Annotated in this window: 13 protein-coding genes; 9 read left to right on the forward strand and 4 right to left on the reverse strand. The window is 61.5% G+C overall.

Annotated features, from left to right (window positions below):
• The first annotated feature begins 188 nt into the window (after window positions 1–188).
• From J2045_RS02300 to J2045_RS02315, 4 genes are all read left to right on the forward strand, one after another.
• Entirely contained in the window at window positions 189–779 is a 591-nt protein-coding gene (locus J2045_RS02300; RefSeq protein ID WP_307368895.1) for a TRAP transporter small permease, read from the forward strand.
• Complete coding sequence (locus tag J2045_RS02305; RefSeq protein ID WP_307368898.1) at window positions 779–2,068, forward strand: TRAP transporter large permease; 1,290 nt, start codon at window positions 779–781, stop codon at window positions 2,066–2,068. Before J2045_RS02300 ends, J2045_RS02305 begins: the two co-directional genes overlap by 1 nt.
• Before the next feature lie 24 nt (window positions 2,069–2,092).
• Window positions 2,093–3,148: a TRAP transporter substrate-binding protein gene (locus J2045_RS02310; RefSeq protein ID WP_307368901.1), complete on the forward strand. Its 1,056-nt coding sequence runs from the start codon at window positions 2,093–2,095 to the stop codon at window positions 3,146–3,148.
• A gap of 94 nt (window positions 3,149–3,242) precedes the next feature.
• Window positions 3,243–4,292 (forward strand): YeiH family protein, encoded by a 1,050-nt coding sequence (locus tag J2045_RS02315; protein WP_307368903.1) that lies wholly within the window; start codon window positions 3,243–3,245, stop codon window positions 4,290–4,292.
• Window positions 4,293–4,331: 39 nt separating this feature from the next.
• Here J2045_RS02315 and J2045_RS02320 read toward each other — a convergent pair whose 3' ends face one another.
• From J2045_RS02320 to J2045_RS02335, 4 genes are read right to left on the reverse strand one after another with little or no spacing between them, the layout of a single operon-like run.
• Window positions 4,332–4,898 (reverse strand): sarcosine oxidase subunit gamma, encoded by a 567-nt coding sequence (locus J2045_RS02320; RefSeq protein WP_307368906.1) that lies wholly within the window; start codon window positions 4,896–4,898, stop codon window positions 4,332–4,334.
• On the reverse strand, window positions 4,891–7,854 hold the full coding sequence (locus tag J2045_RS02325) for a sarcosine oxidase subunit alpha (RefSeq protein ID WP_307368909.1): 2,964 nt from the start codon (window positions 7,852–7,854) through the stop codon (window positions 4,891–4,893). Before J2045_RS02325 ends, J2045_RS02320 begins: the two co-directional genes overlap by 8 nt.
• A complete protein-coding gene (locus J2045_RS02330; protein WP_307368911.1) occupies window positions 7,851–8,123 on the reverse strand; it encodes a sarcosine oxidase subunit delta in 273 nt (90 codons plus the stop codon). Before J2045_RS02330 ends, J2045_RS02325 begins: the two co-directional genes overlap by 4 nt.
• A 20-nt stretch (window positions 8,124–8,143) precedes the next feature.
• Window positions 8,144–9,394: a sarcosine oxidase subunit beta family protein gene (locus tag J2045_RS02335; RefSeq protein ID WP_307368914.1), complete on the reverse strand. Its 1,251-nt coding sequence runs from the start codon at window positions 9,392–9,394 to the stop codon at window positions 8,144–8,146.
• Between the two features lie 95 nt (window positions 9,395–9,489).
• Here J2045_RS02335 and J2045_RS02340 point away from each other — a divergent pair, with 95 nt between their 5' ends.
• The 5 genes from J2045_RS02340 to J2045_RS02360 all read left to right on the forward strand — a co-directional run bounded on the left by J2045_RS02340 (window position 9,490) and on the right by J2045_RS02360 (window position 14,214).
• On the forward strand, window positions 9,490–10,464 hold the full coding sequence (locus tag J2045_RS02340) for a GlxA family transcriptional regulator (protein WP_307368917.1): 975 nt from the start codon (window positions 9,490–9,492) through the stop codon (window positions 10,462–10,464).
• A 31-nt stretch (window positions 10,465–10,495) separates the two neighbouring features.
• The gene (locus tag J2045_RS02345; protein WP_307368920.1) at window positions 10,496–11,155 is read left to right on the forward strand and encodes a helix-turn-helix domain-containing protein; all 660 of its coding nucleotides are present in this window, start codon (window positions 10,496–10,498) and stop codon (window positions 11,153–11,155) included.
• Between the two features lie 90 nt (window positions 11,156–11,245).
• Window positions 11,246–12,151: a class II glutamine amidotransferase gene (locus J2045_RS02350; protein ID WP_307368923.1), complete on the forward strand. Its 906-nt coding sequence runs from the start codon at window positions 11,246–11,248 to the stop codon at window positions 12,149–12,151.
• A 33-nt stretch (window positions 12,152–12,184) separates the two neighbouring features.
• Window positions 12,185–12,871, forward strand: coding sequence for a GXGXG domain-containing protein (locus tag J2045_RS02355; RefSeq protein ID WP_307368926.1), 687 nt, complete (start codon window positions 12,185–12,187; stop codon window positions 12,869–12,871).
• Window positions 12,872–12,885: 14 nt separating this feature from the next.
• Entirely contained in the window at window positions 12,886–14,214 is a 1,329-nt protein-coding gene (locus J2045_RS02360; protein ID WP_307368929.1) for an FMN-binding glutamate synthase family protein, read from the forward strand.
• The last annotated feature ends 18 nt before the right edge of the window (window positions 14,215–14,232 follow it).

Consider the following 14,232-nt stretch of genomic DNA (forward strand, 5'->3'; position numbering starts at 1 on the left):
GAGTTTGGGAGGAGGTCGTCGGTGCATGCCTGGCATGCGCGGCGAGGCAATTGGGGACCATCTGGAACAAGTGCCGCAAGGAGGATTTTACTCCGCCGCGGCCTGAAACTGGAACAGCCGTGTTTGTGCGGCGAGGTGTAGTCTTCGATAGTCTCGCGAATTGGCCGATGAAAAAGACGGGTGGAGACATGACAGCATTATCGAACCTGACCAACCTGCTCGGCCGGCTCAACGCCGCCGTGCTGATGGTCGGCCTATGGCTGGGCGCCGGCGCTCTCGGCATCATGCTGTTCTTCATGCTGATGCAGGTCTTCTTCCGCTACTTTCTCGGCAACGCCCTGCCCTGGAGCGAGGAGGCCTCGCGCTTCCTGATGCTCTGGATGACGGGACTACTTGTACCGACTGCCTTCCGCCAGGGCGGTTTTGTCGCCATTGGCCTGATCCTCGAAAACCTGCCGCGCCTTCTGTCCGCCTTGATCAGCCTGATGTTCCTCCTGCTGATCGGAATCGTGCTCTATGTCGGCATGCGCATCGGCTGGAGTGAAGTCACCGGGATCGGTGGCCGTTTCGCGATGGCCGCCATCGCCGTTCCGACCTCATTCGATCTCTCGACCTGGATGAAGGTGCCGCGCGGCTGGATGATGGCGTCGCTCGCGGTCGGCATCACCCTGATGTTTGTGGTCAACATAGAACTCGTCCTGAGAACACTCCTGAAGCTGACGGGCCATGACCGGGAGCTGACCCCGATCCGCATCGCCGGACAGCTGGGAGCAGAATGATGCTGAGCCTTTTCCTTCCTCTCTTCATCGTCTTCCTGCTCTTCGGCCTGCCGATCGTCTTCGGCCTGATAGCAGCACCTGCTCTTATCCTCTGGTGGAACGGCCAGGAGCGCGACATCGTGCTGCTCTACCGCAACATCTATGCGGGCATGGACAGCTTCCCGCTGATGGCCATCCCCTTCTTCATGCTAACTGGGGAACTGATGAACCGGGCGGGCATAACCGTCCGCATCGTGCGCTTTGCCCAATCCATGGTCGGCCACATGCGCGGCGGCCTGGCCCAGGTCAACGTCGTGGATTCCATGATGTTCGCCGGCATTTCCGGTTCTGCCGTCGCTGACGTTTCCGCACTCGGCGCCATGCTGATCCCGGCCATGGAGAAGGAAGGCTATACCCGCCGCTTCGCGGCCGGCATCACGGCGGCATCTGCCATTATCGGCCCGATCATTCCGCCCTCGGGCATCATGATCATCTATGCCTATGTGATGGGTGAAAGCGTTGCTGCCCTCTTCCTCGCCGGCATCGTGCCCGGCATCCTCATCGGCATCAGCCTGATGGTGATGATCCGGCTGCTGGCCAACCATTACGATCTGCCGGCCGCTACCAAGCGCGCCTCCTGGCGCGACCGTGGCCGGGCGATGATCGGCGCTTTCTGGCCGCTGCTAACGCCTGTCATCATCATGGGCGGCATCCTCGGCGGCGTCTTCACGCCGACGGAAGCCGCGGCGATTGCCGCCGGTTACGCCTTCTTCCTCGGCCTCTTCGTCATCGGCACACTGAAGTTCAAGGATATCCCGGGCATTCTGATGCGCGCGGCGATGACATCCGCCGTCGTGCTTCTGCTGATCGGGGCAGCCATGGCCTTCAAGACGGTGGCATCGCTTGCCCATACGCCGGAACTGCTGGCCGACCTGTTCCTCAGCCTCAGCGACAACCCGCTCGTCCTGCTCTTCCTTGTCAACATCCTGTTGTTCGTCGTTGGCATGTTCCTGGACGCGGGTCCGGCCATCATCGTGCTGGGACCGATTCTCGGGCCGATCTTCACCTCGCTGGGCGTTGATCCGGTCCATTTCGCGATCATCATGGTCGTAAACCTGACCGTCGGCCTGTTGACCCCGCCGATGGGCCTTGTTCTCTTCGTCACGTCCTCGGTCTCCGGACTGAAGGTCGAGACGGTGGCCAAGGCCGTCATGCCATTTCTCTTGGCGGAAATCGTGGTGATCTTCTTGATCACCTATTTCCCCGCCCTGACCCTAACGGTCCCGCGCCTTGCGGGCTTCGTCGACTAACTTGAGAAAACGGGAGGAACCAGAATGCTCAAGTCCATGTTCAAGACCCTGCTGCTCGCCAGCGCATTGACGATCACGGGAGTGGCGCAGGCAGCCGATATCACCCTGCGCGCCACCGCCAATTCCAACGAGAACGACGAGGACTATGACGGCCTCGTGGTCTTCAAGAACTATATCGAGAACGCCTCGAATGGTGCGATCGCCGTCGAGATCTTCATGGGCACGCAGCTCTGCGCCACGGGTGAAGAATGCCTCCAGGGCATCGCCGACGGCTCGCTCGACGTCTACATCTCGACGTCTGGCGGTGCAGCCGGCCTCTTCCCCTATATCCAGGTCCTCGACCTGCCCTACCTGATGAGCGACGACCGCGTGGCAGAAGCGGTTCTGACCGGTGACTTCACCCGCAAGCTGCGTGAGCGGGCGCTTACCGACAGCGACAACAAGATCCGCCTCATGACGATCGGGAATACCGGTGGCTGGCGCAATTATGCCAATACCAAGCAGGCGGTGAAGTCGCCGGCCGATCTCAAGGGCCTGAAGATGCGCACGGTGCCGGCCGATCTGCCGCAGCAGGTTGCGACCGCAGTGGGTGCAGCGCCGACCCCGATCCCGTGGCCGGAACTCTTCACCTCGCTGCAGACAGGCGTTGTCGAAGGCACGGCCAACGGCATCACCGACATCATGTCGATGAAGTTCCCGGATGCAGGCCTGAAATATCTGACGCTCGACGGCCACAGCTATATGGGCGCCTTCTGGTGGATGTCGAACGACCGCTTCCAGGGTCTGACACCGGAGCAGAAGCAGATCGTCGTCGATGGCTTTGCCGCCCTACAGCAGGCGACCTTCGCCTCTCCGAAACGCAAGGAAATCGCCGCATATCAGGACTTCGCCAAGGCCGGCGGTCAGATCTACGTGCCGACGCCTGCCGAGAAGGAAGCCTTCAAGACCGCCGTCGCGCCCGTCTTCGACTGGTTCAAGACGAATGTCACCGGCGGTGCCGAAGTGTTTGACCAGTTCACCGCAGCAGTTGCAGACGCTCAGAAAGCAGTCGACGCCGAACGCGCCGCTGATCTAAACTGATCGACAGGGGATGCGCGGTCGCCCCGCGCATCCCCATTTTCGCCCCTCGCATCCGCGACATTCTCTCCGCAGGGCGGCTTCTCAAAGGTGTTTCATGTCCGTTCCCTCATCAGCCTCGCCCGATCCGGAGCGGGATCAGCCTCATGCGGTCCTGCAGCATCGTTGGCGCCGTCTCTTTCCCGGCCTGTCGGTGACGATCCTGATCGCACTCGCATCAGCGTTCCTTTCCGAGCACTACGGCGCCCCGGCGATGTTGCTGGCAATTCTGATTGGCCTTGCCCTGCACTTCCTGGCCGAGGATCCGAAGACCGCTGAGGGACTGGACTTCGCCTCGCGCACGGTATTGAGGATCGGGATCGCTCTCCTCGGGCTGCGCGTGAGTGTCGCAATGTTCGCCGAACTCGGCGCTGCGGTGATCGCAATGATCGTCGCAGCCGTTGCCCTCACCATCCTCTTCGGCCTGCTGGCGGCTCGCCTAACGAACCAGGGGGCGGCATTCGGCTTTCTGACGGGCGGGGCGGTGGCGATCTGCGGCGCCTCGGCGGCCATGGCGATCTCGGCAGCGCTGGGCAGTACGCGCAGCAAGGAAGCTGACCAGCAGATGGTCTTCACGGTGATCGGCGTGACCATGCTCTCGACGCTGGCGATGATCTTCTACCCGATCGTGGCAAGCCTTGCCGGACTTGATGACCATCAGACCGGGATCTTTCTCGGTGCGACGATCCACGATGTCGCCCAGGTGGCAGGCGCCGGGTTCTCGGTTTCGGTACCTGCCGGCGAGACGGCCGTCTTCGTCAAGCTGATCCGCGTGACCATGCTGGCGCCGGTGGTTCTTGTGGCGGCACTCGCCTTCCGCCGCACCATAACCAGCGACGTGAAGCGACCGCCTTTGCTGCCGGGCTTTGTCGTTGCCTTCCTGATTCTAGCCGGACTGAACTCTCTGGTTTCCATTCCGCCGATGATCGCGGACTGGGCCGGCACCATCTCCCGTTGGGCGCTTCTGGTTGCCATCGCTGCCGTGGGAGTGAAAACCTCACTGCCGGAAGTCTTCAAGATCGGCGGCAGAGCCATCGGCCTATTGGTTGCGGACACGGTCTTCCTGGCCGCCCTGGTGCTCGCAGTGCTCGTCTTTGCCGGTCTCTAGCGTCGAAGCACTAGTTGTGAGCGCCCAAGGGACCGGCCTTCAGCCAGTCCCTGCGGCCAGCAGACGAAACTCGTCCATCAGGCTTTCCGCCAGGCTGCGCAGGACAAGCACCTCAAAGCTCTTCGGGCCGTTGCGGGTGAGCACAACACCGTGGTGGCCGAACAGGGTTGCAGCAGTCCTGCCGATCGGGAACTCGCGGATATCGAGATCGACTCCCGTTCCTTTGGGCAACAATTCCAGCACCGCCGAACCGCTGATACGGATCCGGCAACGGCCATGGCTCTGATCTACGACGGATACTCCCGCACCGAATTTTTGCTGTAGCAGATCTGCAATGTCGATTGCTTCGCATAGCAAAAACCATTGGCCAGGGCCGAAGACACGCAAATCCCAGCTCTTAGACGAACCGAGCACTTCCTGTATCACAGCCAAGATCTCCGCCTCGCTGACTGAGCCCGGACGTGCCATCAGCTGAAGGATGCTGTCTTGCGCCACAAGCTCGATCGAGAGACCGGCGAATGCGCCCTCGGCGACCGACACGACCGCGTGGCGGCGAAGGAGTTGGACAGGCACGATGTTCATCGGCGCGTGAATGAGATCAGACATGGAGTTTCTCGTTTGCGGGATCGACAAACACAGGGCTGACGAGGCACCCCATGGCAAACTCATTGCGCAGACCATTCCAGATCTGCACCTCCTCGCCATGGCGCGATGCACCACCCTTGACGAGGGCAAGGCCGATGGTGGAGCCGACATGCGGTGAAAAACAGCTGGACGTCACATAGCCTTCGTCGTTTTCCAGCGTCGCCGCAGCATCCTTCTTCAGGATATGCGCGCCGCTGCGGAAACTGACGGCCGGATCGAGCGGCACGACGCCAACCAGTTGCGGCCGCATCGCATCGACAAGCCCTTCGCGCCCGACCATCTGCCTGCCGATGAAATCCGGCTTGGCGGTCGAGACCATCTTTCCAAAGCCGAGATCAGCCGGCACCACGGTGCCATTGATCTCGTTATGGGTCACATGACCCTTTTCGATGCGCAGCACCGAGAGCGCCTCCACACCATAGGCGCAGATGCCATGCGCCTTGCCAGCCAGCATCACGGCGTCAGCAATGCTTTCGCCGAAATCAGCCGGCACGGCGAGCTCAAAGGCCAGTTCACCGGAAAACGAGATGCGAAACAGCCGACCCTTCAGGCGTCCGCCAAGCAGCGATACGTCTTTGGCGCCGAGATAGGGAAAGGCATCGCTGGAAATATCGTCATCGACAATCTGCTCAAGCACGGCGCGGGATTTCGGCCCCGCCACCGCCATCTGCGCCCACTGGTCGGTGACGGAGGCCAGCCGCACATCCAGTTCCGGCCACAGCGCCTGCGCGCAAAACTCCAGATGGTTCATCACGCCAGCCGCGTAGGCTGTCGTTGTCGTCATGAAATAGCGATCCTCGGCCATCCGGCTGGTGGTGCCGTCGTCGTAGATGAAGCCATCCTCACGCAGCATCAAGCCATAGCGCGCCTTGCCGACCGGCAGTTTCAGGAAGGGGTTGCAATAGATGCGGTTGAGAAACTCCGCTGCATCCGTCCCGCAGATCTCGATCTTGCCGAGCATGGAAGCATCGCAGATCCCGACCGCTGAGCGGATCGTCTTCACTTCGCGGTCAACGCTTTCACGCCAGCCGGTTTCGCCGGCCCTTGGAAACCAGGCGGAGCGATACCAGAGACCGGTTTCGACGAATGTCGCGCCATTCTTCTCAGCCCAGCCATGCAGCGGTGATCTGCGCACCGGCTGGAAGTGCTTGCCATGCGATGCACCGGCCAGCGCGCCAAACGACACAGGCGTATAGAAGGGGCGAAACGTCGTGGTGCCAACCTCTGCCGGCGCAATGCGCCGCGCTTCCGCCAGCAGGCCGATGGCATTCACATTGGAAAGCTTGCCCTGATCGGTCGCCATGCCATTCGTCGTATAGCGCTTGGCAAGTTCCACATGGCCATAGCCTTCCTGTACGGCGAGCCCCAGATCCTTCAGATGCACATCATTCTGGTAGTCGACAAAGGCCTTGGCCTTGATGCCGGGGATCGACCAGAGCGGCTTGGCCGGTGCTGGAACAATCTCCCCCTCGACAAGAGGCATAGCCACGCTGTCATGGGCGACACCAAGATCGGCAAGAGCCGCCTCGGCCGCCTTTGCCCCTGATATCATCACCGCCTGCAGGCCGAAGACACCGGCAGCCGATCCCGCAAGCGTGAGGTCCGGCAAACCCTCCGGCGCGAGAAAGGCTGAATGCTCATCCGACCAGCGGGGTTTTCCGCCGCGATGGCAGGCCAGATGAATGACCGGCGAAAACCCGCCGGACATGGCGAGACTATCGATGTCGAGCGTCTCCCGCTGGCCTTCGCGCCAGATCTCGATGCCTTCGACGGCCTTGCTGCCCTGCACATTCGACACAAAGCCACCGCGCACCAGCTGCGCCTTGCCGGAGTAAGCGATGGCCGCATCGCGCCGGCTGTCGACGATTGCAGCGACATTTACGCCTGACGCCTCAAGATCATTCGCCAGCGCATAGCCGCTGTCATTGGTGGTGAAGACCGCCACCCTCTTGCCAGGCGCCACCGCATAGCGATTGAGATAGCTGCGCATAGCGCCAGCCATCATGACGCCCGGAACATCATTGCCGCCAAACACCAACGGACGTTCTTCGGCGCCGGTGGCCAGAATGGCTTTCTTCGCCGCAATACGCCACAGGCGCTCCACGGGACGCGTGGCATCCGGAACCGCCACATGTTTTTGTACCCGCTCGACCGCGCCAAACACCTGCCCGTCATACCAACCAAAGGTAGTGGTGCGCGCCATCACCTGGACATTGGCGAGGCTTTCAAGCTCATCCACGGTCGCTTGCACGAAGGCGGATGCCGGGCGCCCATCAATGAGCGCGGTTTCTGAGAGAAGATAGCCGCCAAGGGCTGCATTCTCATCAAGCAGGATCACCCGAAGCCCGGCACGCCCGGCGGTAAGGGCTGCCATCAGGCCCGTCGCCCCGGCACCGATGACCAGCAGGTCGCAATGCGCCCAGCATTTCTCATAGGTGTCCGGATCCGCCTCATAGGTGGCGCGGCCAAGACCGGCTGCCCGGCGGATCACCGGCTCATAGAGCTTTTCCCAGAATTTTGCCGGCCACATGAAGGTCTTGTAGTAGAAGCCAGCCGACAGGAAGGGCGACAAAAGCCCGTTGACCGCGCCGATATCATGCTCGAGCGAGGGCCAGCGGTTCTGGCTTTGCGCCTCGAGCCCTTCGTATAGTTCGACCATGGTTGCACGGGTGTTCGGCTCCGTGCGCCCGCCCCGGCCAATCGTCATCAGCGCGTTGGGCTCTGCCGATCCAGCCGTCAGCACGCCGCGCGGTCGGTGATATTTAAAACTGCGCCCGACCAGTTGCCGGCCATTGGCAAGAAGGGCTGAAGCCAGCGTGTCGCCGGCAAAACCGGTCATGGCCCGGCCATCAAAGGTGAAACTTTGCGGCATCTGCCGGTTGATCAGGCCGCCGCCTGCAAGGCGATAGGAGGTCATGCGCGCACCGCCTTTGCATCGGCTGCATCGTGGCAGGCATAGATCTCATGCGTTGCCGTATCACGTGACACCACCAGCCAGCGGCGGCAACCGGATGTATGGTGCCAGTATTCTTCATAGGCACCGCGTGGATTGTCGCGCAGATAGACATAATCATGCCAGGCATCCTGCCCCGCATCGGCTGCCGGACGCGGCAGGACTGCTCCTTTCACGGTGAACTCTTCCTTTGGTCGAAGCCCGCAATGCGGGCAAGGGATACGACTGGCCATCGGTTGCGCTTTCGAAAAAATCAGTGAAGGTTCGGCTGGGCGCCCTGGCCCTTTTCATCGATCACATTACCGCGCCGGAAACGATCCAGCCGGAAGGCGCGCGCCGTCTCATGCGGCTCATCACGGGCAATCAGATGGGCAAAACAATAGCCAGATGCCGGCGTTGCCTTGAAGCCGCCGTAGCACCAGCCGGAATTCAGATAGAGATTGTCGAGATGCACCCGGTCGATGATCGGCGATCCATCCATCGACATGTCCATGATGCCGCCCCAGGACCTGAGAACCCGAATGCGCGACAGCGCCGGGATCATCGCCTTGCCGGCCTCCGTCACATGTTCGACGGTCGCAAGATTGCCGCGCTGGGCATAGGAATTATAGCCGTCGATGTCACCGCCGAAGACGAGCCCGCCCTTGTCCGATTGCGAGACGTAGAAATGGCCGGCACCGAAGGTCACGACGCCATCGATAAAGGGCTTCAAGCCTTCCGAAACAAAGGCCTGCAAGACATGGCTTTCCATCGGCAGCTTCAGATCGGCCATCTGCGCCACACGCGAGGAATTGCCGGCAGCTGCCAGCGCAAGCTTGCCGCAGCCGATAAAGCCGCGCGTGGTCTCCACCCCGACCGCCTTGCCGCCGTCGCGGCGAATGTCGGTCACCTCGCAATTCTGGATAATATCGACGCCATGGGCATCGGCACCTCGGGCATAGCCCCAGGCCACCGCATCATGGCGCACCGTGCCGCCTCGCTTTTGCAACAACCCGCCCTGGATCGGGAAACGGGCATTGTCGTAATCGAAGAAGGGCAGCATGGAACGCACGGCGGCGCGGTCAAGCAGGTCCGCATCCACACCATGCAGGTGCATGGCATTGCCACGCCGCGTATAGGCATCGCGCTGCGCATCGGAATGAAAGAGATTGAGCACGCCGCGCTGCGAAACCATGGCGTTGAAATTGAAATCCTGCTCCAGCCCTTCCCAGAGCTTCATCGAAAACTCGTAGAAGGGATTGTTGCCGGGCAGCAGATAGTTGGAGCGGATAATCGTTGTATTGCGCCCGACATTGCCGGAGCCGATGTAACCCTTTTCCAGAACGGCAATGTTACGGATGCCGAAGGTCTTCGACAGGTAATAGGCGGTGGCCAGTCCATGCCCGCCGCCACCGACGATGATCACGTCATAATGCGGCTTCGGTTCCGGCTGGCGCCAATGAGCTGCCCAGTTGCGGTTGCCGAAGAGGCCGTTGAGAAAGATCGAAAGTGCCGAATATCGCATCCGCGTCCGCCAAGTCTCAGGAGAATGTCCCCAGCGTAGGAGGCAATCCACCTCTTGAATTGCAAAATGGAGCCGCTTCAGGTTAGATTCGAGACATGAATCTTGCATCCACCACATCCCTGCAGCGCTATGGCTTCGTGTTGACGCCGAATTTCGCTCTGATGTCCTATGCCTCGGCGACCGAACCCCTGCGTGCCGCGAACCTGATTGCGCAGACTGCACTTTACGAGACCGTACCGCTCTCGCTCGGCGGTCGCCCCATGCCCTGCTCGTCCGGATTTGCGATCCCTTGCGAGGATCTCGCGATCGCCGGCACCAAATGCCACACCATCTTCGTGGTCGCCGGAGGCAACCCCGAAGACTGGAACGAGACAACCGCCTTGCACCCGGTGCTGCGACGGCTGGCGCGTCAGGGCGCGCGCATCGGTGGTATTTCGAGCGGCGCCTTTCTGCTCGCCGCAGCCGGGCTGCTCGACGGACACGACTTCACCATCCACTGGGAACATGCGCCCGCCATGCGCGAGGCCTTTCCCCACCTGTCGCCTCGCCAGGCCCGCTATGTGCTGGATGGCGACCGGGTCACCTGCGGTGGCGGCGTGGCACCTCTGGACATGATGCATGCCCTCATCGCTGCCCGCATCGGATCGGCCTTCGCCAGGCGCGTCAGCGACTGGTATCTGCATACGGCCATCGCCGAACCGACCGCCCCGCAGCGTGGATCGTCGAGCGAACGTTTCGGCACCCATCATCCCGCGCTCATCACCGTGCTGGAAAAAATGGAAGCCACCATCGAGCAACCGCTCGACCGGAAAAGCATGGCAAGACTGGCGGGTATCAGCGCCCGCCATCTGGACAGGCTGTTCGCAGAACATCTCGGCATCAGCTTCCATGACAGCTATCACCGCATCCGGCTGGATCACGCCCGCCGCCTGCTGGAGCAAAGCCCGCTGTCGATTTCCGAACTCGCCTTCGCGACGGGCTTTTCCAGCGCATCGCATTTCTCCCGTGCCTTCAAAGACCATTTTGGCCTGACGCCAAAATCCGCTAGAGCAACCAGACGCATGACATGAAGACTGACTGTGGTGATGGAGGGAGAGTAGGATGGCCAAAGGCACAAAGAATGGGAAGGCCCCGAGCATTCCACCCCTCGCCCAGGACCCGCATGCCGTCCGCGAGCCACGCGCCAACAATCTGGAGCTGGCGATCGGCCATGAAGTGCGCACCTATCGCAAGAAGCTCGGCATCACCGTTGCCGATATGGCAGTGGCAACCGGCATGTCCGTCGGCATGCTGTCCAAGATCGAAAACGGCAATATCTCGCCATCGCTCACAACGCTGCAGGCTCTGTCCAAGGCGCTGGGCGTGCCCCTCACCGCCTTCTTTCGCGGCTTTGAAGAACCGCGCAGCGCAAGCTTCGTGAAATCAGGAGAGGGCGTTCATCTGGAGCGGCGCGGCACCCGTGCCGGCCACCATTACAGCCTGCTCGGCCATATCGAGAACAATACATCCGGCGTGATCGTCGAGCCCTATCTCATCACGCTGAACGCCTCCTCGGATATCTTTCCGACCTTCCAGCATGAGGGCATGGAGTTTCTCTACATGCTGGAGGGCGAAGTGGTCTATCGGCACGGCGAAAGCCTCTACCGGATGGAGGCAGGCGACAGCCTGTTCTTCGATGCCGATGCGCCGCACGGCCCGGAAGAGCTGGTGAAGCTTCCGGCCCGCTACCTGTCAATCATCTCCTATCCACAACAACGATAGTTGCCTTAAAAGAAAAATTTATTCCCAAGGATTGATTTCCCTCTGGGGCGCTGCTAGGCCTGTCTTCATCGAGAAATGGAGATTGCGGCCATGTGCGGCATTGTTGGTTTGTTCCTCAAGGACAAGACACTGGAACCCCGGCTCGGGGACCTGCTTTCGGATATGTTGATCATCATGACCGACCGGGGTCCGGATTCGGCAGGGATCGCGATCTATGGCGGAACCGCCGGCGGCAAGGCGAAAGTCACCATCCAGTCGGCCAATCCGGGCTCGGATTTCGACGGTCTGGCCGATGATCTGGAGAAAGCCGGCATTGCGGCCTCCGTTGTCGTGAAAAGCACCCATGCCGTCATTTCCATCGACGCGGCTCAACTGCCGGATATCCGCGCCGTGCTGTCGTCCATCCGCCCGGATACCCGCATCATGGGTTCGGGCGAGAGCGTCGAAATCTTCAAGGAAATCGGCCTGCCGAAGGATGTCGTCTCCCGCTTCGACGTCCGCACCATGGGCGGCACACACGGTATTGGCCACACCCGCATGGCGACAGAAAGCGCCGTCACCACGCTGGGTGCCCATCCCTTTTCGACCGGAGCCGACCAGTGCCTGGTGCACAATGGCTCGCTGTCGAACCACAACAACCTGCGCCGTGAACTGATCCGCGAAGGCATGACCTTCGAGACGCAGAACGACAGTGAAGTCGCCGCCGCCTATCTGACCGCCGAGATGGCCAAGGGCAAGGATCTGGGCCAGGCGCTGACCGGTGCGCTGGACGATCTCGACGGCTTCTTCACCTTTGTCGTCGGCACGAAATCCGGCTTTGGCGTGGTGCGCGATCCCATCGCCTGCAAACCTGCCGTCATGGCCGAGACCGACCAGTATGTCGCCTTCGGTTCGGAATACCGTGCGCTCGTCAATCTCCCGGGCATCGAGACCGCCCGCGTCTGGGAGCCGGAACCGGCAACCGTCTATTTCTGGGATCACGACAAGGCCGCCTGAAGCCTCGCCTCACACGACACGAAAGTTTGCTCCATGCCTGTTTTCGATCTTTCTCAGACGCCGCTGCGTGAACTGAACAGCGCCCTTCACGCGCTCAGCGCCGGCACCAATGATACTGCCTTCGAAGTCGTTAACCCGCGCGGCCATCACGCCGTGGCTGTCGGGATCGATACCGCCGTCACCGTCGAGGTGAAAGGCTCCGTCGGCTATTACTGCGCCGGCATGAACGACGGCGGTACCGTCACCGTGCATGGATCGGCAGGGCCGGGGGTCGCCGAAAACATGATGTCTGGCACCGTGATCATCGAGGGCGACGCCTCGCAATATGCCGGCGCCACCGGTCGCGGCGGTCTGCTCGTCATCAAGGGCAATGCCGCCTCGCGCTGCGGCATTTCGATGAAGGGCATCGACATCGTCGTCAGAGGCTCGATCGGCCATATGTCGGCCTTCATGGGGCAATCAGGTCATCTCGTCGTCTGTGGCGATGCCGGCGAAGCGCTGGGCGACAGTCTCTATGAGGCCAAGCTCTTCGTGCGCGGCACGGTCAAAAGCCTCGGCGCCGATTGCATCGAAAAGCAGATGAAGCCGAAACATCTGGAAAAGCTGGCCGAGCTTCTCGAAAAGGCCGGCATCACCGATGTGAAGCCGGAGGAGTTCAAGCGCTACGGCTCTGCCCGCAAGCTCTACAATTTCAATATCGATAACGCTGACGCGTACTGAGGCGAGGAAAAGCCATGAGCTATCACAACCCCTTCACCCCGCCGCGCAAGTCTGCAACCTTTGACGACTACACGCTGGCCGAAATCCGCCGTGCGGCTGCTACCGGCATCTATGACATCCGTGGCGCCGGCACCAAACGCAAGGTGCCGCATTTCGACGACCTGCTTTTCCTCGGCGCCTCCATCTCGCGCTATCCACTCGAAGGCTACCGCGAAAAATGCGACACCTCGGTGGTGCTCGGCACGCGCTTTGCCAAGAAGCCGATCTACTTGAAGACCCCGATCACCATTGCCGGCATGTCCTTCGGCGCTCTCTCAGGCAATGCCAAGGAAGCGCTCGGCCGTGGGGCCACGCTTGCCGGCACGTCCACCACGACAGGCGATGGCGGCATGACGGACGAGGAACGCGGCCATTCCCAGACACTCGTCTACCAGTATCTGCCCTCGCGTTATGGCATGAACCCCAAGGATCTGCGCCGCGCCGATGCCATAGAAGTGGTGGTCGGTCAGGGCGCAAAGCCCGGCGGCGGGGGCATGCTGCTCGGCCAGAAGATCTCCGACCGTGTGGCCAATATGCGCAATCTGCCCAAGGGCATCGACCAGCGCTCCGCCTGCCGCCATCCCGACTGGACCGGCCCGGACGATCTGGAAATCAAGATCCTTGAACTGCGCGAAATCACCGACTGGGAAAAGCCCATCTATGTGAAGGTCGGCGGCGCCCGTCCGTATTACGATACGGCCCTCGCCGTGAAGGCCGGCGCCGATGTCGTGGTGCTGGATGGCATGCAGGGCGGAACGGCCGCAACCCAGGACGTGTTCATCGAAAATGTCGGCATGCCGACGCTTGCCTGCATCCGCCCCGCCGTCCAGGCGCTGCAGGATCTGGGCATGCATCGCAAGGTTCAACTGATCGTCTCGGGCGGCATCCGTTCCGGCGCGGATGTGGCCAAGGCCCTGGCGCTTGGCGCCGATGCCGTTGCCATCGGCACGGCGGCACTGGTTGCCATCGGTGACAATGATCCCAAATGGGAAGAGGAATACCAGAAGCTGGGCACCACCGCCGGCGCCTATGACGACTGGCATGAAGGCAAGGATCCCGCCGGCATCACCACGCAGGATCCCGAGCTTGCCGCCCGTCTCGATCCGGTCGCCGCCGGTCGCAGGCTTGCCAATTACCTGAAGGTCATGACGCTGGAAGCCCAAACGATTGCGCGCGCCTGCGGCAAGAACAAGCTGACCAATCTCGAGCCGGAAGATCTCTGCGCGCTCACCATGGAAGCCGCCGCCATGGCCCAGATCCCACTGGCCGGCACCAGCTGGTACCCCGGCAAGGGAGGTTTCTAAACCATGAATGGCCGCATC

The sequence above is a fragment of the Peteryoungia aggregata LMG 23059 genome (assembly GCF_030814435.1).
In the GTDB taxonomy this organism is placed as follows: domain Bacteria; phylum Pseudomonadota; class Alphaproteobacteria; order Rhizobiales; family Rhizobiaceae; genus Allorhizobium; species Allorhizobium aggregatum.